This window comes from Mesoplasma syrphidae (genome assembly GCF_002843565.1).
Lineage (GTDB): Bacteria > Bacillota_I > Bacilli_A > Mycoplasmatales > Mycoplasmataceae > Tullyiplasma > Tullyiplasma syrphidae.
Genome location: NZ_CP025257.1, coordinates 286154 through 311452, shown reverse-complemented (window position 1 = coordinate 311452; position 25299 = coordinate 286154). Strand labels below are relative to the sequence as shown.

Genomic DNA, 25299 nt, shown 5'->3' with positions numbered 1-25299 from the left:
GAACTAACAAGTTAGTAAATGATAAAATAATAAAAATAAAAAGTTATGAAAATAAAAGAGGTTATGAAATGATTATTAATGAAAAACTTTTTGAAGACAATGTAGAAGAAGAATTGCAAAATTTGGGATGAGAAAAACTTACATATAAAAATTTTAAAAGAAAAGATTACTCTGAAGTTATTAATTTTGATATTTTAAAAAATTCTATTCAAAGAATAAATAATATAGATGAACAAAAAGCAGATAAAGTCATTTATGAAATTATCAAAAATGTTGACTCTTTTGAAAAACTGAATTTTAAAGGAATGCAATTTTTATTTGACGGAATAAAAATATATGATGAAAATGAAGAAAGAAACTTGACAATTAAATTAATTTCTGAAGATTCAAATCTAAATAAGTTTGGCTATTTTAGACAATTTGAAATAACAAACGGCGTCGATAAAAAAAGAATACCAGATATAGTTCTTTTCATAAATGGGTTACCAATAGCTGTATTGGAATTAAAACAACCATTAGGAAGCGAAGGATTAAATGAGGCATTTTTGCAGAATGAATCATTAAAATTTTTTAAACCTGAACTTTGATATTTTAATATAATAAATTTTGTATCAAATAGAATTTCAACCAAGTACGGTTCTACTACAGCCGGTTTTCGACATTTTTATGGATGAAACAAATGAGAAATAAGCAATAAAATGAACCCAATCAAAATGTTATTCTCACAAAAAAATATAATAGACATAATATTTAATTTCTCATTTTATTCTGATGATCAAAGTCCTATTAAATATTTGGCAGCTCCTCATCAAATAAGAGCAGTTAATAAAACTATTGAACATTTAAAAAATATTAAAGATAATCGTGGCGGAATAATTTGGCATACTCAAGGATCAGGAAAATCTGTGACTATGGTATTTTTAACAAAAGCAATTATAAAGCAATTCGGAACTTCTACTATTTTACTTGTTACTGATAGAAGAGATTTGGACCAACAATTATATAAAAGATTTTTAAATGCTGAAACATTTTTGCGAAACAAATCTAAAAATATTTCTTCAAGAAATGATTTAATTCAAGAATTAAATGACAAAAAGCATTTTGGTATTTATTTTTCAACTGTTCAGAAATTTGCTGAGCAGACCGGTATTTTGACTAATCGTTCTGATATTTTTATTCTTGTTGATGAAGCACATAGAACTCAAAATAATATTAACGGAGAAAGAAAGCTTTCAAGAGAGCAAGAAGAATTTATTATTAAATTTGGTTATGCAAGATATATGAGAGAAGCATTCCCAAATGCAAAAATAACAGGTTTTACCGGTACTCCTTTAATGGGTAACGAAAAAGATACGAGAAATATTTTCGGAGATTATATTGATACATATCCTATGAATCAAGCAGTTGAAGATGGTGCAACTGTTCCAATTTATTATGAAATGTGAAAACCAAATATCACACTTGACAAAAAATATTTAGAAGAAATGGATAAAATTCAAAGTGAATATAAAAATACTTTAGATCCAAACGACATAGCATCAGAGCAAAAAATGGAAGCATTATTAAAAGCAGTCAATAAGTCAATAATTTTTGAGGATAAAAAAATTATTGCAGCTAAAGCGGACAAAATGATTGAACATTTAAATAAAAGAAAAAGAATACTAAATGGTAAAGCAATGATTGTAGCAAATAGTAGAAACTCTGCATATGAATATTACTTAAATATAACTACAAAATATCCTGAATATAAGGATAAAACAATTTTAGTGATGACAACAGATTCTAATAAAGATTCAAAAGAAATGGCAAACGCAATAGTTCCAAAAAGTGACATGAATAAAGTTGCAAGTGAATTTAGAAAATCTGACTCAAAATATAAAATAGCAATTGTAGTAGACATGTGACTAACTGGATTTGATGTACCTGATCTTGATGTTATGTATATGGATAAAATTGTTAAGTGACATAATCTAATGCAAGCAATTGCCAGAGTTAACCGAACTTTTGAAGATAAAAAAACAAACAAGACGAAAGAATCTGGATTAATTGTTGATTATATAGGAATTTGAAAATATATTTCTGATGCTTTAATTCAGTATGCAAATGGTTCTGATACAAAACTTGATATTGAAATTGAAGATATAGAGAAAGCAAAAGAAAAGTTAAACGAGCTTTTTGAAATAATTGATAATAATTATATTGAGAATATCTTAAAATTTCCAAACCTTAACTTAAAAGAGCAATATCAATTTGTTATGGGTGCATATGACAAATTACTAGACGTTAATAAATTCAATACTGATGAAAAAAATAAATTTATCAAATTAGCAAGAAAGGCAAAAAGATTTTACAAAATATCTTACACAAACATTTCTGAAAGAGAAACATTAATTGCAAAATGCATAGAAACAATAAATTCATTAATTACCAGTTCTACAATTGGAAATGATTCAAAATTAACATGAACTATTGAGAGCGTTAAAGAAGCAATTCGAAAAGCTGTTATGACTGCAGATACAAGCATCAAAATTGATGAATCAACTATGACAAAAGATATTAATAAAGTTGCAAACATTTTAGAATCAGAAGCTGAAAAATTAGTTAAGTCTAGACCAAGAGTGGCTGCCCAATTATATGCAAATTCCATTCAAATGCAGATTGATGAAATTGCCAAAATTAAGCCATATTTTGCAAAATTGGCTTCTGAAAAATTAAAAGAACTAATCTTAGAATTGGAAAATTCTAGAGATATTGAAGAATTTATTGAATTTTTGATTAAGTTGTCAAAAGAAATGAAAGAAGAAAAAGATAAACCTTTAGAATTTGATAATATTGAATTGCAAGTTTTCTTTGATATCCTATCTAATGACAAGTTTTTACAATATAACAAAAGCTCTGAAACACTGAGAGCTATAGCTCAAGACCTTTGAGAAGCTATTCGCGAAAATAATACTGATCAATTCTTGTTTAATCCAATGGTTCAATCTAACATAACAACAACATTAAAAAAACTACTAACTACTAAATATCAATATCCACCAGAAGGTTTATATACATTATCTGAAAATTTGATAAAAGAAATAACAAATACAATAAAAACGAACAAAAACGCATTCAGAAAGGATGACTAAAATGGCAAAAAAAATTAAAGATATTGAAAGTAAACTATGAGAAGCATCAAACGTTTTACGTGGTAATACTTCAGCAGAAGAATATATGCATACAATTCTAGGAATTTTAACACTTAAATATATATCAGATAGAAACAAAGTTGCATTACAAAAAATATCAGACGAGGGTATGAAAATTGAGATGTTTTCTCCCAATGAATTATATTATTCTTATAAAACTTTTATTGTTCATGAAGAGTCTAAGTGAGAGTACTTAATGAACTTTTCAAATACTGAGAAAATTGGCGAAAAGCTTGATGAAGCATTCATGAAATTAGAATTGCAAAATGAAATTTTAAGAGGAATTTTTAACAAAAACTTTAATAGAGAGGGACTAGATCAAATTAAACTTGGTAATGTTATTAAAATATTTTCTGATGAAGATTTATCTGAAGAAGATAATGAAGATATGATTGGAAGAGTTTATGAATATTTCTTAGGCAAATTTTTTAAAGATCGAGGACAAAAAGGAGGAGAATTTTATACTCCTACATCAATAGTTAAACTTATGGTTAACTTAATTAAACCTTTAAAAGGAACAATTTATGATCCTGCTTGCGGAACTGGTGGGATTCTTGTTCAAGCTAAGAGATATATTCAAGAACATAAAGGTAAAATTGAAGATATCACAGTTTATGGGCAAGAGTATAATAATGTGACTTGAAAATTGGCAAAATTGAATTTGGTCTTAAATGGATTTTCACTTTTTGATACCGATGATAACGGTGTTTTGGGACAGACAAACGCTGATACTTTTACAAATGATCAACATAAAAATAAAAAATTTGACTTTGTAATGGCAAATCCTCCATTTAATATGAAAAACTGAGGCAGAGATGCTTTAGAAGAAGATATGAGATTTAAGTGAGGTTTACCACCTTCAGGAAATGCAAACTATGCTTGGTTATCTCATATGCTTTCAAAGCTTTCAAATCAAGGAAAAATGGCTATAGTTTTAGCTAATGGTTCATTATCTTCATCTCAAAAAGAAGAAAAAGCTATTAGAGAAAACTTTGTTAAAGAAAACAAAGTTGATGCTATTATTGAATTACCAGATAAATTATTTTATACGACTGGAATTCCTGCTTGTATTTGAGTATTTAATAATAAAAAAGTTAATAAAAATATTTTAATGGTTTCAGGATCAAATATTGAAGGTAATATGATTTCTAAAAAACTAAGAGAACTAACTGACGAAAATATTTCGATAATTCAAACCCTGTATGATAAACATTTAGCTGGTGAAGAAATTAACGAACAAGGATTAGCAAAAACAATTAAATTTACAAATTTAGTAGAAAATGACTTTTCATTTGTTCCGGGAAGATATGTAGAATCTAAAGAGGAAAAGATTGATAAAGAGCAAACTCAAAAAGATATTATGCAATTATCATTAGAATTATCAGACTTGCTTAAAGAATTTGACGAATTAAAACCAAAACTTCATGAGGCAATAAAAAAAACACTTGAATCTAAATAGATTTTAAGTGTTTTTTATTTTTTTATTTTACCAAAAGACTAACGCTCTTCTCAATTAAACTTTCCATATCAATAATTATTTTATTAATATTTTTTAAGATTAAGTCAATTTTCTTAATTTCAAATTTAGTTTTATTGATTTCAATGTTTAAAAAATCTTTTTTGGAAAGAACAGGCATTTTAGTTCCTTTGGATAATAAATTAAATGTTGATCATGAACTTTCATTTTTCAAATAATTTATTAAAGGAGTCAAATTTTTTTTGATTTCAAACTGAAAAAGAGTTCCATTAACATCAGCATCAAACGGAGTAATTCCTCATTTTTGTAAATAAGTTCTTATTGAACAAAAAATGAAAGTTCCCTCATTGCAATAAAAAGTATTTGTTTTATATGTATTTGGACTTTCCGCTTTTAAAATTAAACCTTTATTTTCAGAAAGCACTTTTGCAGAAATTTGCTTTATATTTTTTGGTTTCTCTCTTACTTCATAAAAAAAATCAATTATTCTTATTTTTTCATCAGACAACTCAATTTTTTTTATTAGTTCCAAAACTGTTTTATTTAAAGTCATAAATTTATTTTTCATTTTTTCAATAGGTTCAATAATATCAATTATTTTTTGTTGCTCTTCTAAAGAAGATAAATCAATTATTCAATTTCTAAAAGTATTTACATGTATTATGCTAAATACTGATCCCCCATCTGATATTTTTTTTATTTTATTTTTTTGAGTTAAAAAATAGTAAAATAAAAATTTATCTTTAACAAAATTAGGGTTGGCTTCAATCGATGTAATTTGTTGATTAAATCAAGACTCCACTTCAAGTATTCCTATATTCCCAATTGTAGCTGTTGTTGAAATTAAAATGGTTCCAGGCCTTTTTGCCTTATTTTTAGTTACATATCGTGAAGCGCGATTAGCTTCAATGTCTGAAGGACCTAAAAAGGGTATTTCCTTTTTTCATAAACTTTCATTTTTAGTACTTGGTGTACTGCCGTTTTGTATTATTGATATATCGCCTAGTTTATAAATAGCCATTAAAAAACAGTAAGTCTATAAAAACTTACTGTAAATTTTTCAATTTTCTTCTAATGATAAATTTAAATATCTGAAAGTTGTTTCAATTTTTTCATGCCCTAATTGCATCATTACCATCTTCGGATTTGCACCACCTAGTAGCATATGAGTAGCATATGATCTTCTAATTGAGTGTGGAGTAAAATTCTCTCCTAATATTTCCTTTACCCAAAAACGTAATGTTTTTGTTGTATATATAAATTCTTTTAATTGCTTAGTTGTATCATTTCTATGGAATATTTCTCTTACTTTATTTCCCTTACCAACAACTTTAATAGTTTTAGAATTTATTTCTAATATAGAATTTAGTTCTGCAGCTCTTATTCCTGTCTCAAACAAAAATCTGATTACAATTTTCTTTTGTTTTAACAATTCCGAATCTTCATCATTTATATTTGTTTTTTTTATCAAGAAATCTTTTTTAAAAACTTTCATATATGTCTTTGGAATTTTGGGCAGTTTCATTTCTTTAAAATTACCCAACCTTTTATCCTTGCTTCATTTCATGTATGAACAAATTACATTGTAATGTGTTCATACAGTATTTGGCGAACTAAAATACTTTAACATATGTTTTTTAATTCTCGCTATATTCACAAAATCGTTTTGATAAATACTTAAAATACTTTTATAAGTAGATATTGTGTTTGCAGAATAGTTATTTTTCTTTAAAAATTTTAAATACTCATTTTTTTTCATAATATACCTCCAAAATTTATTATCTTTTCTTTTTAATAAAATGATAAAATTACTATAAATAAAAAAATGGAGGTTTTTTAATGGCTATTTATAAACTTAATGAGATTTGTAAAACTGAACGTGGAAACGGCAGTTTTAAAAAGAACGATTTATCTCACGATAAAAACTTGGAATACTTAGCACTTCATTACGGAAAAACATACAAACTTGAAATCATAGATAATGATTTTTCTTTTTTTGTAGATAAATCTTTTTTAAAAACTAATTCCCTGATGTCTAAAAATGATGTTTTCTTAATTTCTACTTCTGAAACAGTAAAGGAATTGGGTAAAGTAATTTTTTATAATGCTGACAAAGAAGGCATCTTAGGCGGAGAGCAAATAAAAATTATTCCAGATAACACAAAAGTTTTGAATAGATGACTTTTTTATTGATTAAAAATGAATCAAAATATTTTTGCAAAATTTGCTACAGGTATAAAGGTATATAGGTTTAAAAGGGCAGATTTTAGTCATATAGACATTTCATTACCATCCTTAGAAGAACAGCAAAAAATAATTGATATTATTGAACCTATTGAAAATTTATTTTTAAAATACAGTAATTGTATAAGAATTGATACTTTTAAAAATTGTGAAGATGATGTTAAGAAAATAATTGATATTATTGAACCTATTGAAATTGTAATTGCCAAGAATAAAGAAATTTTAAATTCATCAATAAAATTAATTGCACAAATTGGACAAAAATTAATAACAAAAAAAGCAATTGGGAAAAAGCTAAACATATATCAACAAAGAGAAGAAAAAATTGAAAAAGGAATTTATTCTCAAACAGCAGACATTGGAAATTTCAGCAACAAAATAAAGAAACAAGAATACTATTCCAAATTGCCTTCAAGAGCAAGATTAAAAGTACAATTAAATACGTTATATATTTGCAAATTATTAGGAGAAAGAAAATTTTTATTTTCGAATTCAGATAAAAATTTAATAATTTCAAATGGAATGTGAGGAATAAAAAGTGACTCAGACTTTAAGTTTTCAAATTTGTCATTTTTTATGTCTGATTATTTTTATAACAAAAAAAAGCTATTTTCAACAGGAACAACAATGGTTGGATTAAATGATCAAGGACTTAAAAAAATAATAAGTGAAGTCGAAATAATTCATGACCTTGAAAGCGAGACATTATTAGAAAAGCTATTTGAGACATTATCAATTTCCTCAAAAATTGATAATGAATTAGATAAGTTAATTAATGCCACAATAAAAATGCTTGTTAGATAAATTTAAAATGAAAAAGCAACTAATTTCTTTATATTTTCAACTTTTAGACTATAAAAAACTTTCTTAGATTTTTTTTAATAATATTAAATAAAAAATATAGTAGTAAAACAAAGTTTTATAATAAAGGTAGACAATCAAGGAGAATAAATATTTATGCCTAAAAGATACTATATAAAAGAAATAGCGAATAAATTTAATATTCCTGAATATTTGCTTCGCTACTATGATGAAAAAGGAGTCATTACAAAATTTAAGCGAGATGAAAATGACTACCGATATATGTTTGAAGACGATCTAATTTTTGTTAAAACAGTCCTTTGTTTAAAAAAAACTAATATGCCTTTAAAAGAAATTATAAAATATATTGAATTAGTTGATCAGGGAGAGATAACTTTAGAATCAAGGCAAGCAATGATTTTGAAACAAGAAAAAGTTGTTTTAAAAAAACAACATGATCTTGAAGAACAAATAGCTTTTATTAACTACAAAAAAGATTTTTATGAGCAAGCTATTAAAAATAAGAAATAAGGCAAATATCTTTATATAAAAAAATTTCACATTTAGCAGTGAAATTGTTTTTTAATTATTTAATACTCAATTTTATTTGTCAATTTGGCTTTCGCTTTGTTCAGAATAGCGAAAGCCAATAATTTCAATCTCACTTAACTTTTGGTCAATCATTTCAATTTCTGAACTACTAAAAACTAATTGACTGGCGCTAATATTTTCAATTAGTCGATTAATTTTTTTAGTTCCTGGAATTGGTACAATTCATTCTCCTTGAGCCAAAACTCATCCAATTGCAATTGCTGCAGGTGTTGTTTGCTTGGCGTTTGCTAGTTCTCTGACAAATTCTACAAGTTTCATATTCGCTGCTAAATATTCTGGATTATTGAAGCGAGGAATTGTATTTCTGAAATCACCTTCACCAAATATCTGTCCGGGTTTGACATGACCAGTTAGAAACCCTTTGCCTAGAGGTGAAAATGGAACAAAACCTATTTGCAATTCTTTTAATGTTGGAAAGATTTTTTGTTCTGGTTCTCTTCAAAACATTGAGTACTCACTTTGAACTACAGTTACCGGGCAAATTTTATGAGCACGTCGAATTGTAGCAGCTGATGCTTCACTTAGTCCTCAATATTTTATTTTACCAGCCGCTATTAATTCTTTCATTACTTGTGCTACTTCTTCAATTGGAACTTGTGGATCAACACGATGTTGATAAAAAAGGTCAATATAATTGGTTTGTAGACGTTTTAAACTTCCTTCAAGAGCTCGTAAAATGTTTTCTCGAGAACTGTCTAATCCAACTGCCTTATTCCCTTCATATTTAAAGCCAAATTTAGTAGCAATAATAACTTCTGAACGAATATCTTTAAAAGCTTTTCCAACTAGTTTTTCATTTTCAAATGGACCATAAATTTCAGCTGTATCAAAAAAATTTACACCTTGTTTATATGCCTTTCTTAAAAAAGCAACTGCCTCATCTTCAGTTGGAAATGGTGGAAACGACATGCTTAGTCCCATACATCCCAAACCAATTTCATTAACTTGTAATTTATTTCCTAAAATCCTTGTTTTCATTGATCTCCTTAATTCAAATTTTTTATATTTGAATGTTTTTTGACAACCTTAATTACTTCTAACTTAGTTGACAAATAAATTATATAAGGTTCAAGTAAGTTTAAGGCAATACGAAAAATTAAAAAAGTAGTTTAAAACTACTTTTCAAAATAATATATTTAATAAATTATTAATAATTATTGTCTTGACGTTTAAAGTTAATGGCATTTTTTAATTTATAGGCTTCAATGATCTCTGTTTCACTATAAATTTTGGCTTCACAAATTTGTAAATAAATATTTAATAAATCTTCATAAGTTTCAAAATCACGGGTTTTGATAAATTCACTAAACATACTAATTAAAGTCAAATAAATATCTATATTATTATCAATTCCAAAATCTGTACTTTGATAAGTATTAAAATCATAGCCAATTTGATTTCCAATACTAATTAAAAAATGAATTCCGTCAATATACTCGTCAAGTTGAACATTTAATTCAGCTTCAGGCTTTTGAGATCAAAATTTAAAACTGCGCTCTTCATTGGCATATTCACCAAGTTCAACTAAAAAGGCAACCATTCGTTTTTTCAAAATAGTTTCATCATTTTGTAAATTTCATTTTTGGCCAATATAGTTGTCTAATTTTTTTTGCTGCTCGCTTAATCAAATTATTGTTTCTTTAGTAATCATTTCTACACCTCTTATCAAGATTATAATAAAAAATGAGGCTTACCTCATTTTTTGTAAGTTATTTTCCAATTTTGTTTCAATTACCAGCAAAAGCTTTTGAAAAATCGTATTCTTTGAGATAAGTCAAACCATGACTAGTTAAAGTTTTGGCACTTGGTTTTTTAGAATCTAAATTAAATCCACGATCATCATTCATTGATCAAATTGAAACATATGCTAATTCAATTTCATGAGCTCAATTATACATTTCTTTGGCATCTTCTAGAGTAAATACTCCTTGAATCGTATCATTAACTCCAATCATTGGTGTTCCTGCCAATTTAGAATACAAATTCTTTAATTCAACTGTTTTAAAATGCTTAATAATGCTATTTTCTAGATTAACTTTAGTTGCTTCAACGGCCTCTTTTGCTAATTGGAAATTAGTTACTTTGCGAACATCTCTAGCATGTCTATAAAATCCATCACCATAATCCATTAACATTAAATTAATAATTGGTAAGTCTTTTTGGGCAAGCCCTGCTTTATGATATTCTTCAATAAAAATATCCATTACATGGTAACCAACAACAGTTAATCCTGTAGGCAATACTGGTAACGTAATTGAGAAATCTCAACTAGAATCTGCTTTTTTCATATCGGCTAACGTTTTTGCCAATAAACGATTATCAGCATCTAAACTTTGAGCATGCCCTTCAATGTCAAAGTCAATTGCTTTAGGCATTTGCACAGTTTTATTGTTATATTTTTGAACAATATCAACAAGTTCTTGTTGATATCCAACTAAAGCTTCAGTTAAAACTTCTTGAGCTCTAGCAGAATCATTGGAGTGAAGCTTATTAGCTAAAGTTCATGGATTTTTTTCAGTAAATCCTCCAGTTATAGCTCCTCCATAAGCAACTTTAATATTTTCAAAAGCATTTTTATCAACTAATGGTTTAAGCATTTTTGCTCATAATTGTGTTTCTTCTCATCATGCATATCCCTCGTTATTTTTAGCTTGTCCAGCAATTGACATTTCAAGTTTATTTCCATGTTGATTAACCTGCTGAACAAACGCTAATGTTAAGTGATCCATTGCTGGAACTTCTTCTATAATTTTGACAATATCATTACCTTGATATAAACCAGCATCTAAATATGGTGAATAATAGGTATTTTTATTTTTAACAGCTTTGCGAACTATTTTTTCTGAACGATTTGGATTAGCATCTTTTCAAGTTTTATACATGCTAGTATTTTGGCCACTTGGTGGTTCTCAATTGGGTGGATTTTTGTCATCAGAGATGCCGCCACCAACTTCACTAACAATTACATGACTGTCATTTTCAATATTGTCTAAAGCTTTAACTTTTTCAATGTCTTCTTGATAATCTATTCCCCCAATTACCCTAATTTCAGCTTTTGTTTGAGCTTCGGGAACCAAGTGCTCACGTTTTAAAGTTCCATTTAGGGCCTTTGCATAAGTAAACTGTTTAAATCCTGAACCTGAACGAATATTTTGATTTAAAGCATTATCATCGCTTAAGTTATAAATAGAATTACCTTTCTTTTGAAATTCGCTTGGAACATCACGGGAAATGTAAAACATTCCAATACCACCTAAATTTTGTTGTTCTGCAAACTCGCGCAACTCAATTGCACTTTCAGGAGTAAAGTTATAGCTTGCTTTTTCAGCTCTTCGGCCAATTCATGGTGTGACCTTAATTCTTCGAGAAATTTCTTTTTCGGATGGTAAGTCACTTTTTGAAACTGAATTAAAAGCTTGATGCATTTCAACTCAATTTTTACGTGAAGCGAGAATTGCTTCTTTCATAATTTCAACTTCTCATCTTTGACCAAGTTGAAGTGAATCAGTTTCGGTTAAATAACCAGTTACTAGATTTAGTCTAAAATTTAGCCCTAAATATTTTGTAAAGTTATACAATGGATAAGCTTCATCCCCTAAAAGTTTTAAATCTCTTGATGAAGATAAACCTGGATTAATTGAAATTCCTCATTTTGTTGAAACAACCAATGATAGTTGAACATCAAATTTATTGTCACGTTCAATTAAAATTTTTAATGCTGCAGCTAATAGTCGCTGTGAAGAGGCATGATCTCCATTTTTTGATAAGTATGGTGCAGCAAAATAAAAGTCAAATTTTTTAGTATTATATTTTTTAGCAATCTTTTCTAAAACGCTGGCCAATTGCTCTGGAGTTTTATTGTTAAGTCACGCATTGTGTCATAACGCATTAGCAAATGGTCCAAATGAAATTCGAACATTATTTGGTTGTAACTTACCAGTTTCAGTTTGATTGGTTCAACTTCTGTAGCGATCATTAAACCATTTTGCATATTCAGTTTCATTTGCTTGATCTGCTAAAATTCCTAAATTATCTTTTGCTGGAGCTGCATTTCACATTGGTACTAACTCACCAGTATCAGAGGCATTTTGCATAAATCCTAATGTTACTTCACTAGCTTCAGTAATCACTTTACTGTTTGTGGCAATTTTCCCTAAATGATTATAATTAATGATTGAAGAATTATTTTTCTGCAATTCGTCTTTTGCAATTTGTCGATATGCTCCGGGACGTCCTTTTTCTTTAAGTAAATATTCGACCGTGTCTTCAACAATCCCAATATCAGCATATGGAGTAAACTCTAAGCGGTCTTTTATTTGAATTATATTTTTATGTGCTAAAGTTGAAACGTCATTTTGATTGTTCATTAGTTTAGCAATACTAAAAGTATCTTTAGTTGGAGAATAATTCAAAGCTTTTTGTGATTTTTTACTTAACGAATAATCTTGTTGAAGCACAGATTGTCATTCCTGATTGGCAATTGCTTTTTTTCTAGCTTCACTTGCCTCAATGCTAATTTTTCCATAACCACCTTTTTGGTTATTTTTTAATTCATCCAACTTTGTTACCAAATCTTTAAGTTTAGACTTAGTTGAATCCAACTGTTCTTTATTAGCTTCAAGATCAAACTCAAGTTTTTTAATTTTATCTTTAAGGGTTTGAACTTCTTTTTCTAATTCTCGTTCTTTTAAACTTTCTTTTTGATTATTACATGCAACAACAGCAAGTCCAGTGGTTGTGGCTAAACTGATTGCTCCCAAAAGTGTCAAAATTTTTTTCATTATGCTTTTCCCTCCTATTATTCAAAGCCGTTTTCAGTTATTTTATGAATATATTTTTGATAGTTTGGAAGTTTAAAAATTGCTTCTGTAGCTTTAGCAATGGTACTTCCATCTAAATATTGAGAAGTCTCACTTCCTGTTCTAGCAAACTCATCTTTAATTGTTTCTGATAATAATTTGATTGGAGTATAGTTAGCATCCTTATCTGGTATTTCAGATATTTTGATATATGTTTTTTGTGATAAATTGGCACCTCCAAAAGAAGAAACTGATCAAGATGCACGAGTCTTGGCAACTGTTCCATCATCAGCTGGAAAGTCTTGTAAATTATCGATATCAATTTGATTAACTTTTATAGTTGCTCCCGTTTTAGTTTGTGCCGTTTTTAACGAACGGCTACGTTTTAGTTCGTCACTAATAGCATTTGGAAGATGCTTAACAGCACTATTAATAAAACGATTTTTGTAACCAGGAAATGAATTGACTTGGTCTGTATCAACTCCAATGATATATGGTAAATATTTGGTATTACTATAACTCATAACATCCAAAATTTGAGGTCCAGCTACAGGGAAAATCACATCAGCTTTTTGGTGTTCAATTAACCGATTTAAAATTCCTGAACGTGTGGCTCCACCTAATGCAAAACTTTGGGTAAATCAACGTGAATCATTGGGACCCATAACTTTTGTGTCCTTGACATCTGCATACTTATTATTAATATAGTTATTTGCTAAGACAACTTTTTTATAGAGTTTTGCTTCAATATCGCTTTGATGAATGCGATTGAATACTTCAATTCCTAACATCAAGCCTCATAAATAGTTATCAACTGAATATTTTGAAGACATTCCCCCAAAAGTTCCGATTGCAATAACTCCTTTATTATGATGATCTACTTTATCCAAATTTTGATTAGCCCAAATTGCAGCATCATAAGCAGCTGCAAATCCCGCCAATTCAGAATTAAAACTAATGCTAATAACATTTTGATTTTTCCCATTTGAATAATCAGCAACTCCGTCAGCTAAAATTACTGTTTTATCTTTCATCAACTTAGAGGCAGTTTCAATTGTTCCAGCATGCATAAATCCTGCTAAAACCATCGCATCTGCTCCTTTAAACGAAGCCATTTTATATCCAGAAATAAATGCACTTGCATTATGATCTGTTGCTTCAACATAGTTGGGTTCAGCATTATAACTAAGTCCTTTGGTATTATTTCATTGGTCAATTTCATTGGCATATTTGATAATAGCGTTATGAGAACTTTCATTAAAAGACTTGTCTTTTAAATTTCCTCCATCAGTTACTAATAGCACTCGTTGTCCAGCAGGTCCATGAGCATATTTTGGTTTAATACAACTAACAACACTTGTTGAAACAATCGAACCTAATAAAACAGCTTGCATTGATATTGTAAATTTACGCATTCCTTGCCCCCTTTTGTTATCCTCATAATAAGCAAAACATTTAAATAAGAAACAAACTATATTATTTGTAAGAAAAAGTTTTAGTTTTGAAAAAAGTTTTTGAAAACAAAAAAGCGTGAAGAATTTCACACTTTTTATCATTTCTTTTCTTAAACTATTTAACCCCAGGTTTTCCCAATAGTTTAAACATATTATATTTATAAACTTCAACTCCAGGTTGATCAAATGGATTAATATCTAATAAATATCCACTCATTGCCACTGCTAACTCAAAAAAATAAACTAAGTATCCAAATTGGACATCATCCATTTTTTCAAATTCCAGAACGATATTTGGCATTTTACCAACATTAACATGAGCATCAATTACTCCTTCAATCGCAATTGAATTAATTTCATGGAAAGTTTTATTTGTTAAATAATTTAATCCATCATAGTTGGCTTGATCAACTGGAACATTTGCATCTAAAACAGGAGTTTTAACTTTTATAACTGTCTCAAATAAAACATTACGAGTACCTTCTTGAATTCATTGACCCAATGAATGTAAATCAGTTGAAAATACCATTGATGTTGGATATAGTCCTTTGCCTTCTTTACCTTCACATTCACCAAATAACTGTTTTCATCATTCATTCAGTAATTGCATTTGTAACTCATAAGTCACTAGTGCTTCAGCTTTATAACCTTTTTGATTCATTAAATAACGAGCAGCAGCATATTGATAAGCTGGGTTTGACAAATCATTAGCATTTAAAGTTTTTTTAGCTGCCAATGCTCCAGCAAAAATATTATCAGTATTAACTCCGGCTACTAACAATGGGAAAATTCCTACTGGTGTTAAGACAGAGAAGCGCCCTCCAATATCGTCGGGAATTGTAAACGTTTGATAACCTTTTTGATCTGCTAAAGTTTTTAATGCTCCGCGACTAGCATCAGTTACTGCAACAATCAAGTCCTTTGCTTTTACCAACCCCACTTGAGAAATTAATTGTTCTTCTAACCTTCTAAAAGCAATTCCTGGTTCAGTTGTTGTTCCCGATTTAGAAACAACACAAATTCCAAAGTTTTTATCTTTTAAATATTTAGTTAATTGTGCTACGTATGTTGAACTCATTGTATGCCCAGCATAAATTACTTTAACTTTATCAATGTGATTTAATCCACGAATCATTTCATCAGCTGCACGAGCTCCCAAATATGATCCCCCGATTCCAATTACTACCAACGTGTCAATTTTTGAACGTAATTGGTTTGCTGCTTGCTTCATTGCATTATATTCTTCTTTGTCAAAAGTTTCTGGTCATTCAACTCATCCTAGAAAATCATTTCCACGACCACTTTTGTTTTGAATCATGTTATGAATTTCTATAATTTTGCTTTCACTAATTTCAGTTTTTAGATCTTTTAACCCACTGTATTGTAAATCGACTTTAATCATCCCTATTTTCTTCTTTCTGTAAATCTTTTATATTAATAAATTATATTCCAAAACAAAAAAAATGCACTACTTGGTGCACTTCTTAATCCTTAATTATCAATTGTTTCATCATTAAATCTTCAAAGCGTCACATCATAATCAAATTCTTCTTCCGCTTCTTCAACCATAGCAACATTAACTTCTTTTTCAGTAATTACAAAATTCATATTAAAATCATGCTCTTCAGTAATAATTGGGGTATTTGTCAATTGAGTTGACTGACTTAATCCAATTTTGTAACCTTGATAATTCATTTTTTCAATTCAAATATCATAAAAACTTTTACCATTTCCAATTCGAGCCAATTTATTATCATAAGTTACTAACGGCATAAATAATGCGTCCAGGTCATTAGAATTTTTTAAAATTGGTGTATTGGCACTACCATCATAAATTTTATACTCCGGATTATATTCAATATCAGTATCAAAATTTTTAATTAAGCGAAAATTCATTTCTAATATTCCAGTCAAGCAACGGGGTACGTAAACCTCAATTTGATTATTAAAACATCACTTGATGATTTCACGAGTTTCTGGTTCATTTTTAGATGACAAAAAAATTCCAATACGCTTTAATTTATAATGTTCGATGAAAAATATTACTTTTCTAGTAATCTTTTTATTACATTCTTCTAAGTATTTTTGAGACAACATTGAACGAACTTTCAAATAGCGCTCTCTTAATTGTGGTTTATTTGTCATTTGAAATAGCTCCTTATGTTATGGCAGTTCATAAATATTATTATAATAAATTTTATTACCTAAAAACCACTAATTTTGAAATTCTTTTTATTATTAAAAATTAAATAAACTTTTAAGCCCTTTACTTCCCAACAAAGCACAAGTCTTTCGATTTTTTTGTTTGAAAATATTTTTAAAAGCTATTAACTCTCCTAATAAATTTAAATTAGTAATTTCACCAGTCTCAATCATTTTTTCATAAGTTGCTAACAGGGTCTTAATTTCAAGATCAGATTTTTGAAAAATCATTGAAATTAAAATATCAGTTGCAGCAGTTGAAATTGCACAAGCACTCCCTTCAAATTTAATTTCAAAACCATCATTATCTGTTTTAAAAATTTCTAAAGTGAGTTCATCGCTACAACTTTCAGAGCGTAAATCTTGATAAAAACTTTGAGGTTTTTGTTCAAAACCTCTATTTCTAGAATTTACAAAATGTTGCATAATAATGTCTCGCAAAAGCTGATCATTTGTTATATCAATCATATTTCCTCCTTTGTTTAAAATAATACATCCAAAAACTCATCAGTATGTTTAAGTGCTTCAATTAGAACATCAATTTCTTCAACAGTATTGTAAACTGCAAAACTTATTCTTAACGAGACCTTGGTATTAATTAAATCAACAGTTCGACGAGCACAATGTGAGCCTGAACGTGCCGCAATATGATATTTTAAATCTAAAAAAGTCGCAATATCTTGAGGATTAATTCCCTTAACATTTAAAATTACTATTGGCGACAGACTATCCAAATTGTAAAAATCAATTTTTGCTTGCAAGTTTGCTTGCTTAACTTGATCAATAAAATAATGCTTTAGCATTTTTTCATAGCTTTTAATTTCTTTTATTGAAATACTCTCAATAAAGTCCAAGCTTTTTTGAAAAGCATAGATTGCTGAAATATTCGGTGTTCCACCTTCAAATTTTTCAGGTGTTGTTGCAAGATAATAGTCCTCTAAATTTTCATCAATTGTTAGACTCATTCCACCTCCATATAACAGTGGTTCGAGTTGATCTAAGAGCGCCATTTTTCCTCATAAGATTCCCAATCCAAAAGGACCGTACATTTTATGAGCTGAAAATGCTAAAAAATCAATATCTCATTTTTGAACGTCAATTTCAGTGTGCGCAACTGATTGGGCTGCATCAACAACAATAATGACATTTGGATTAATTTTACGTATAACTTTAGAAATTTCTAAAACATTGTTTTCATATCCAAAAGTATTTGAAACATGAGCAAAAGTAACAATTTTTGTTTGCAAAGTGATCTTTTGCTTCAATGCCTCAAGGTTGATTCCTCCGTCACTATTTAATTCTAAAGTTTTAACTTTTGCTTGAACTTGCTTAGCAACAACAATTCAAGGCAAAAGATTAGCTGAGTGTTCGAGACTAGTGGTCAAAATTTCATCACCGGGTTTAAGAATTTTCTTAATTCCCTGAGCAATTTGGTTAATTGCAAATGTTGTTCCACTTGTAAATACGATTTCTTGACAGCTAGCAGCATTAATAAATTTTGCAGTTTGTTGGCGAGTTTGAGCAATTATTTCATTAGCTTGATATGCAATTTGATAATCATTTGTATGAGGATTTGCACTAATTGTTTTTAGATAATATTCTTCGGCTTCAATCACTGATTTAGGCTTCAAAGTTGTAGCTCCATTATCAAAGTAGATTAGCTTAGATTCTCGAGTTAATATCGGAAATTGTTTACGAATTTTATTCATATAAAAGACATTTCTCCTTTCTAGTTATTTTTATTAATTTTATATTGTTGATAATTTAATATCATTCTTTAAAAAATAAGTGGCTCAAAAGCGTTATATATTCCTATAAAGTAATTATAACCAATTATTAATAAACTAAACTTTTTAGTTAAAAATACTTTATAATCTTTTTATATATTGTAGAAAGTAAAGTGGTGTTTTAATATGAAAAAACTATTAACTATTTTAGGAGCATTATCAGTCACTGCCTCAACCAGTGTGCTTGTTGTTGCTTGTGGTCCAGAAAAGGAAAAAGATGAAAATTCAATTTTTATTGATGAAAATGGAAATTTGAAAATTGACTCAGAAAAACTGTTAGAATGATACCAAAATAATGGAGGATTTGTTAACGATTCTAATCAATATTTAAAAAATATTTATAATCTTTTTGCTGTTGCGGTTTTGCAAGACGCTGCTGAAGGCAAATTGCTTACCGATGATAACAAAAGTTTATATATTAATGAGGGGCTTCAAGATAAACTAAAAACTCTTTTAGGAACTCCAAATAGCAATGATTCCGTGTCAATTTGGGGGCGTGCTAATGATAAATATAAAACTTTAAAAAATGTTACTTATAAAGACGATGAAAAAGGTTTAAGAAAATATTTAAAAGGCTTATTTCCTAATGTTAAAAATGACGCATTAGAAAAGGCTTTTAAAAATAATTTTATTCTTACTGATAGTGATAATAGTGCCTTTGCAACTTTAAAGCGCATTATTGGTTTTAATAGTTCATATGCTGCATCAAGTTGAGAAAATGGTGTTGAGTGACAAAGCTTTGACTTTAAAGCATTATTTGCAAACTTTACATCGACTTTTGCAACTTTTGAAATGAGTACTTTATCTACAAAAATTACTGAGGCAATTCAAACTGATAATGGGGCTGCAAGTTTGATATCTCAACTTGTTAATGCTTCTGGAGGTTTAGGAGCAATAAAAAACGAGACGGCTTTTGAAAATAAAGTTAAGACATCAACTTTGGACTTATCAGAACTTGAATTTATCACAGCTGAACAAGCAAAGTCTTTAACAACTGATAATGTTAAAGTTTTGTTAAACCATATGGACGAAAATTTTAATGAATCTGAAGCAAGTGGACCTCTTGTTGTTAATGGAAATTCAAAATTCTTTAAAGCTAATTTAAGCTCTTTGAAAAAATTTAAATACGAAGAAGGTCAGAAAAAATTTAAAAATACTAAAAATGAAGAAGCTGAAAATTACTTTCAATTGCTAACTAGCGTTCCTAAAATAGTTAATGGAATTGAACAACAAATCACAGATTCTGGAGTTTTTGGTTTTATGAAAAATTCACAAAAGTTCTTAGTCGATAATTACTACCAAAATAAAAAACCGGTAGCTTTAAGTGAAATATTAATTCCATTTAAAGGGTCAGTGGCTGATTCAAAAACAATTTCATTAAAAAACTTTATTCCAAATAAGATGGATGGAACAAGCGATGAAACTAAAGCACATATTGACCGTTTAGCTGGAATTGTAAATTTTTATCAAAATTATATTAGTGTTTCTTCTGAAGCCTCACAAAATCCACTTGAAGGTGAAGCAAATTCAGTTAGTGGTGCAAGTTTGACATTAGCTCAAGCAGGAATGACAGATTGAGATACAATCATGCGAGGAAAAAGTGATGATCGTGGAATTATCGATCAAAGCTCGTTAACTGAAGATTTGGCTAATAAATGAAATAGTGAATACTATACAGCTGCTAAAAAAACAAAGTTGTTAACATTGGATAGCAGTACTGAAGATTTCACTAATGAATATAAGTATTCTATATACGATTTTATTAATAGTGAAAGTCCTGAAACTAAAACAATTGACTCTAAAGAACTTTCAGAGCAAGAAATTACTGAAATTTTAATTAAAAATGCTTTTGGAACTGAAGATGCTAAATCAATTGCAAGTGCAATTATTGGAAATAATCCTGGGGAAAGTGAAAAAGTTCAGAATCGTCGTAAAGAGGCTACAAAGGCAATTAGCTTTTTGGATAACTTGCTACAAGAAATTAATCAACATATAGAAGCAGAAGCACCTGTTGAAGCAAAAGATGGCGAAGATCCTATTAAACATAAAAACTATGTTGTTTTAAATTCTGAACAAGGAATTATTGCTTTTATTGATAGTGCAGGATTACATTTCTCACGAATTGATGGTTACAAATTATTAAATGATAAAGACGTTGTTGAAAATCAAAAAAAAGTTACTTTTAAAGAAAATGAAGCGACTTATTTAAAAGAAGTAGAAAGTTTTAAAAATTTAGCTGCTCTTTCTGAAACCAGCACAGGACAAGAAGCTTTACCATTCCTTGTTAACGGTTCTTTATTAGGAACAAGCACAACTGGTCAGCAGAATTTGTCTTCTGAGAGTGACGATGAAAGTGGTAATGGCGAAACTGAAAAACCAAAAGCAAATTCTCAAGAATTAAAAGATAATCTATATGGAGCATATGGAATTAAAAATATTGCAAATATGAACCAATCAATTTCAAATAAATATCAAAAGTTTTTGGTTAACAGTTCAATTGCAACTGAATATGCCAAATCAACAGCAGTTGGGTCATTCTATGATTTTAATATTTTTGATAATGTCACAAAAACATTAACAACTGACAGTGATACTTCCCTACCTGGGTATGCCTCATGAATGTGAGACTATTTTGCAGAAGTTATGGGTGATGGCAAAAAGAGTGAAGACTTATTGAGCCGCTACTTTGATATCCCAGATTCAACTACCGCTTTAAAAATTAAAGAAGCTGTGTCAAAAGTTTCAATTAGTAACTATAAAGGGCCAGCTGATGCCTATACTTCTGGAATGAAAGAATGAAATAAAACTGTTTTAAATGCTTACAAGGCATTAGAAAACTCACAAATTAATAAAGAGCAATTGAAATTTACACCCAATGCAACTATTTTGAACACTGATGCAAAAACAATTGCATTACTAACATCAAATAAATTTGATGCATATAAAAAATCTGAATCTAAAACTCTTAAAGCTGCAATGTGAATAAATAAGGTGGGTCGTCAAGTTGAATTTCAATATTCAACACTAAATGTTGATTCTATGAGAAAGGCAGGCGAATAATATGAAAAAATTACTTTCAATATTGGGAGCTGTTACAATAATGGCTTCTTCTGGAACAGTTGTTGCTTGCTCTCCAAAAGTTAAGCGTTTTGAAACACCAGATATCACAACTGCATTGTATAACAAAATTATCGCTGGTTTAAAAAACGATTCTGGTTTTAGTTGAACTCAAGGCCAAGGTTTTGATTCATTAGATTTTAAAGATATTTTATTGAAAATGATTAATGAAGAAATTAGTAAACAGTATGTTGATTCTCAGCAAACTGATTTATACTTAAAATTGGGTTTACAAGCTACTTCAAAATTAACAAGTGATCAAATTATGAATCGAATTGTCTCAAATGAATTATTCAACGAATACACAGCTTCTTTAACAAAGGGTAACGACAATGCATCATTTGACAATAGTGTTTGAAAAAAATATAAGCTAAATCCTTTTAATCTTGATATTGAAAATGGTAAAGATAAAAACGATAACAACTATACAGTTTGATTTAACGATAAAGCTGACGGAACCGGAACTTGAAAAAGATGACAAACCTCTTACGAGTTTGGAAAACAAGCTACTGCAACTAATGTTCCAACAATGGCATTAATGTCAGATCGCAATAATAAAAATTTTGCAGTAATGATAGGTGGAAATGATAATTTGAATGACGTTAAGTGAGATGAAAATAAGATTTTCAAAAAAGATCTATCAGCTTCAGAAATTCTGCAATATCGTTTCCAAGATTATTTCACTTCAAGCATTCGTCCAAAATACTTTGATAACCTACTAGCTGCTTCATACATAAACGGAAGAATTTATAAATCACCATCGACTTCAAAAGATTTGTCAAGAAAAATGGTTACTTTTGATACTTCTTCAGAGTTAGCAAAAACTGTTCAAACATGAAATTCAGATGCTAGAAAAATGAAGTCAAAAGTAATGATGGTTTGAAACTTTTCTGTTAACAATAAAAAAGACGACAAAGAGGCCGCTCAAAAAGCTTTGGAAGGAATAATTAACAACAATGGAGCTTTAAATACTGAAAGATCAATTGTTGATGTTTGAGCAGCTTTGGAAAAAACTGGGGATAAAAATAACAATAGTAAAGCTGGATTAGATCCTTACTTTAACTTAACAGGGTTTAATGGATTTGTTAAACCAGATGGTGAATCAGTTTCAAGTATTAGCGGTAACTTAATTCTTAAAGATGATGCTAAAACAGCTTTGGCAAAAAGTTCTTACAACGACCGTCCCCTAGTCTTGACAAATAATGGTAACGGTTATTCATCAGATACTGATAATAATGTAGATTATATTTTAGCTGTTCCAGTATATATGCAAGATCTACTAAATTCGTCAGATTCACAAATAACTAAAACAGGTCAAGAATATTCAATGAAAGCTCATAAAAACACTTGAGTATCTTTAAATGACAAATTTATTAATAACAGCTTTGAAGTATTTGATTGAAATTCTGAAGTTACTGAAGTTGCTGGTTTGCAAATTGCCAAAATAAGTAATGTTCCATATTTTAAATTAACTGCTGATACTGGAAGTTTTAGAGTTAATGACAAAACAATTACTGTAACTGCTGCTGAATCAATGAATTCATTTGATTTAATCGACAAGTTGGATGAAAGTGTGATTGGACAATTACCAGGAGCATCAAAAGATGATTCTTTGGCATATAACGTTTCAATTACTGGAACTAAAGATCCCTATCAAAATGCTGAATACAGTATTAATTGAAGCGACACTCGTAAACAAAGTACTGATATTGCTAATTTAAACAGTAGCAAAAAGCAAACTTTGTTATCAGAATTGCAGTTTATGGCTTCAAAAGAAGATCAAGCTATAGATAACGCTAAAACAGTATTGTACAAAGAATACTTAAGTGAAGATGGTATTAAATACCAAGGACTATACGACGCAATTTCTAAATATATTAAAGATAGCGAAGATCAAACTGATTAATGAATTGCTTATTTTGTAAAATAATCAATCAAGAAATTCCATCGTATAAGATTTATGAAAATGAATTCGTGTATGCTTTTCTGGATATTAATCCTGCTTCTAATGGCCATACATTAGTGATTCCAAAAAATCACAGTGAGAATTTTTCTGATGCTAAGCAAGCTGATATTATTGAAGTTGTAAAAGCAAAGCAAGAAATTATTGCTTTATTGGACAATAAATTAAAGCCAGCTGGTTATAACTTTATTTCTAATCAAAATCAAATTGCTGGTCAAATGGTTTTCCATTACCATGAACACATAATTCCTAAATATGATGCAAACGAAGGATATATTCATGGAACAAAACAAGTCAATGTTGAACCATTGGAAAATACGTTTAACAAATTTTACTAAGAATTTTTTAATTTAAAAACACAGACAATTATAAACTGGGAAAAATAAAATCTACAGTTTAATAATTAATTAACGCTAGCGAATGCTGGCGTTTTTCAATTTAAAACCTTCTGTATTCTTTCGTTATTATATCAACTTATATATCATTTTATATGCTGATAAATTTCTTTTATTTTCATTCTTTGAGTATTTATTTTATTTAAATATTCTCCCTTTAAGCACCCAAAGAAATATTCGACTTCTCTGTTATCTAAAGAATTTCCTATTCTGCTCATAGATATTTTTGCGTTCATATTTTTTACTTTTTCCATAACATTGTATGAAGAGTATTGAAAACCATGATCAGAATGCAAAATAAAATTTTTTCTATCAAGTTTATTTAAAGTATCTATGACTAATTTTATGTCGTTATGCTCAGATAATTTCCAAGATTCTATTTTTTTAGTTTTGTGACTAATTGCCACTGATAAATAAACATGATTTTGTGCTGCATTTGCAGGTATATAAGAAACATCAGTTGCTATTATATTGTCAATGTTGGGATTATAATTTCTTTTAACTAAATCATTATATCTAGCATTTATATTTTTAATTTCTATCTTACGTTTCTTTTTACGTGTAAGTGATATTATTTTTCATCTAACCATATAATTTCGTAAAGTTCTATCGCTTATTTTTACACCACTTTCAAATAAAATTACAGCTATTTTTCTACTTCCATAAATTCCTTTACTTGTGTTAAAAATTTCAAAAACTTTGCTTTTTAAATAATCAAATTTATAAATCCTTTCTTTTTTAGTGAGATAAAAAGTTGTTCTATGTATCATTGAAATTCTTGATCTTAAAGTATTGTTTAATGATTTGATTTTTTTAACTTTGTCTTTATCCTTTTTATCACGTTGTTCTTTGATTTAACTTTCAACAATTTCATTTTTTTGTTCATCAGTTAAATCATTGATAATTGAAGGTATATCAGAATCGTCTCTTTTTGGAGGTCTGCCGCTTCCTTGATTTCTTTTTAATGCTTCCATACCTATATTATCTATTAAATTACTTTTATTTCTAATTCTTCGAATTAAATCATAAATTTTAACTTGTTTACCAGTTATTTTTAAATATTCTCTGAAAGCCTTGTTCATACTTATTTCATTTTTTATTTTTATAATTTCAATTCATTCTTGTTTCGTTAAATGTTTAGACATAAAAAATCTACCTTTCCTTGCAGAAGTGTAGATTTTATTTTTCCCAGTTTAATTATGTCTGTGTTTTTAAATTGCTTTTCGTATTATACTAATTCATTTTCTGTTAGCAATC

The 25299-nt window shown here is 28.6% G+C and carries 19 protein-coding genes; 7 read left to right on the top strand and 12 right to left on the bottom strand.

All coding sequences use genetic code 4. The features are described from left to right. Nucleotides 1–68: 68 nt before the first annotated feature. Together CXP39_RS01330 and CXP39_RS01325 are read left to right on the top strand one after the other, a co-directional pair. Nucleotides 69–3131, top strand: a complete 3063-nt coding sequence (locus CXP39_RS01330) for a type I restriction endonuclease subunit R (RefSeq protein WP_027048635.1) — start codon at nt 69–71, stop codon at nt 3129–3131. A 1-nt stretch (nt 3132) separates the two neighbouring features. Further along, nucleotides 3133–4650, top strand: a complete 1518-nt coding sequence (locus CXP39_RS01325) for a type I restriction-modification system subunit M (protein ID WP_027048634.1) — start codon at nt 3133–3135, stop codon at nt 4648–4650. A gap of 22 nt (nt 4651–4672) precedes the next feature. Here CXP39_RS01325 and CXP39_RS01320 read toward each other — a convergent pair whose 3' ends face one another. Beyond that, nucleotides 4673–5689: a restriction endonuclease subunit S gene (locus CXP39_RS01320; RefSeq protein WP_101305120.1), complete on the bottom strand. Its 1017-nt coding sequence runs from the start codon at nt 5687–5689 to the stop codon at nt 4673–4675. Nucleotides 5690–5704: 15 nt separating this feature from the next. Continuing rightward, entirely contained in the window at nt 5705–6427 is a 723-nt protein-coding gene (locus tag CXP39_RS01315) for a tyrosine-type recombinase/integrase (protein ID WP_101305119.1), read from the bottom strand. Nucleotides 6428–6507: 80 nt separating this feature from the next. Here CXP39_RS01315 and CXP39_RS01310 point away from each other — a divergent pair, with 80 nt between their 5' ends. Together CXP39_RS01310 and CXP39_RS01305 are read left to right on the top strand one after the other, a co-directional pair. Beyond that, complete coding sequence (locus tag CXP39_RS01310; RefSeq protein WP_101305118.1) at nt 6508–7716, top strand: restriction endonuclease subunit S; 1209 nt, start codon at nt 6508–6510, stop codon at nt 7714–7716. Nucleotides 7717–7869: 153 nt separating this feature from the next. Then, nucleotides 7870–8244, top strand: a complete 375-nt coding sequence (locus CXP39_RS01305) for a MerR family transcriptional regulator (protein ID WP_051591909.1) — start codon at nt 7870–7872, stop codon at nt 8242–8244. Nucleotides 8245–8316: 72 nt separating this feature from the next. On the opposite strand, the gene CXP39_RS01300 is transcribed toward CXP39_RS01305, so the two are convergent. The 8 genes from CXP39_RS01300 to CXP39_RS01265 form a co-directional block, all read right to left on the bottom strand. Further along, complete coding sequence (locus CXP39_RS01300; protein ID WP_027048631.1) at nt 8317–9303, bottom strand: aldo/keto reductase; 987 nt, start codon at nt 9301–9303, stop codon at nt 8317–8319. Nucleotides 9304–9472: 169 nt separating this feature from the next. Then, nucleotides 9473–9976, bottom strand: a complete 504-nt coding sequence (locus tag CXP39_RS01295; RefSeq protein WP_027048630.1) for a dUTP diphosphatase — start codon at nt 9974–9976, stop codon at nt 9473–9475. A 58-nt stretch (nt 9977–10034) separates the two neighbouring features. Further along, a complete protein-coding gene (locus tag CXP39_RS01290; protein WP_027048629.1) occupies nt 10035–13106 on the bottom strand; it encodes a lipoprotein in 3072 nt (1023 codons plus the stop codon). Nucleotides 13107–13123: 17 nt separating this feature from the next. Continuing rightward, nucleotides 13124–14539 (bottom strand): BMP family ABC transporter substrate-binding protein, encoded by a 1416-nt coding sequence (locus CXP39_RS01285; protein ID WP_027048628.1) that lies wholly within the window; start codon nt 14537–14539, stop codon nt 13124–13126. Nucleotides 14540–14693: 154 nt separating this feature from the next. Beyond that, nucleotides 14694–15980, bottom strand: coding sequence for a glucose-6-phosphate isomerase (locus CXP39_RS01280; RefSeq protein ID WP_027048627.1), 1287 nt, complete (start codon nt 15978–15980; stop codon nt 14694–14696). Nucleotides 15981–16069: 89 nt separating this feature from the next. Beyond that, nucleotides 16070–16723 carry a 5-formyltetrahydrofolate cyclo-ligase gene (locus tag CXP39_RS01275; RefSeq protein ID WP_051591908.1) on the bottom strand — a complete coding sequence of 218 codons (654 nt, stop codon included), beginning with the start codon at nt 16721–16723 and terminating at the stop codon, nt 16070–16072. Nucleotides 16724–16816: 93 nt separating this feature from the next. Continuing rightward, complete coding sequence (locus CXP39_RS01270) at nt 16817–17248, bottom strand: iron-sulfur cluster scaffold-like protein (RefSeq protein ID WP_027048626.1); 432 nt, start codon at nt 17246–17248, stop codon at nt 16817–16819. Between the two features lie 14 nt (nt 17249–17262). Beyond that, nucleotides 17263–18489, bottom strand: a complete 1227-nt coding sequence (locus tag CXP39_RS01265) for an aminotransferase class V-fold PLP-dependent enzyme (RefSeq protein ID WP_027048625.1) — start codon at nt 18487–18489, stop codon at nt 17263–17265. Between the two features lie 204 nt (nt 18490–18693). Between CXP39_RS01265 and CXP39_RS01260 the strand changes: the two genes are divergently transcribed. From CXP39_RS01260 to CXP39_RS01250, 3 genes are read left to right on the top strand one after another with little or no spacing between them, the layout of a single operon-like run. Then, nucleotides 18694–21627 (top strand): lipoprotein, encoded by a 2934-nt coding sequence (locus tag CXP39_RS01260; protein ID WP_027048624.1) that lies wholly within the window; start codon nt 18694–18696, stop codon nt 21625–21627. Between the two features lies 1 nt (nt 21628). After that, nucleotides 21629–23590 carry a lipoprotein gene (locus CXP39_RS01255; protein ID WP_027048623.1) on the top strand — a complete coding sequence of 654 codons (1962 nt, stop codon included), beginning with the start codon at nt 21629–21631 and terminating at the stop codon, nt 23588–23590. Beyond that, nucleotides 23590–23985 (top strand): HIT family protein, encoded by a 396-nt coding sequence (locus CXP39_RS01250; protein ID WP_027048622.1) that lies wholly within the window; start codon nt 23590–23592, stop codon nt 23983–23985. Before CXP39_RS01255 ends, CXP39_RS01250 begins: the two co-directional genes overlap by 1 nt. Nucleotides 23986–24050: 65 nt before the next feature. Here CXP39_RS01250 and CXP39_RS01245 read toward each other — a convergent pair whose 3' ends face one another. Both CXP39_RS01245 and CXP39_RS01240 read right to left on the bottom strand, forming a co-directional pair. After that, the gene (locus CXP39_RS01245; protein ID WP_051591907.1) at nt 24051–24812 is read right to left on the bottom strand and encodes a DDE-type integrase/transposase/recombinase; all 762 of its coding nucleotides are present in this window, start codon (nt 24810–24812) and stop codon (nt 24051–24053) included. 84 nt (nt 24813–24896) lie between these two features. Then, nucleotides 24897–25187 carry a hypothetical protein gene (locus CXP39_RS01240; protein WP_027048620.1) on the bottom strand — a complete coding sequence of 97 codons (291 nt, stop codon included), beginning with the start codon at nt 25185–25187 and terminating at the stop codon, nt 24897–24899. Nucleotides 25188–25299 lie beyond the last annotated feature (112 nt).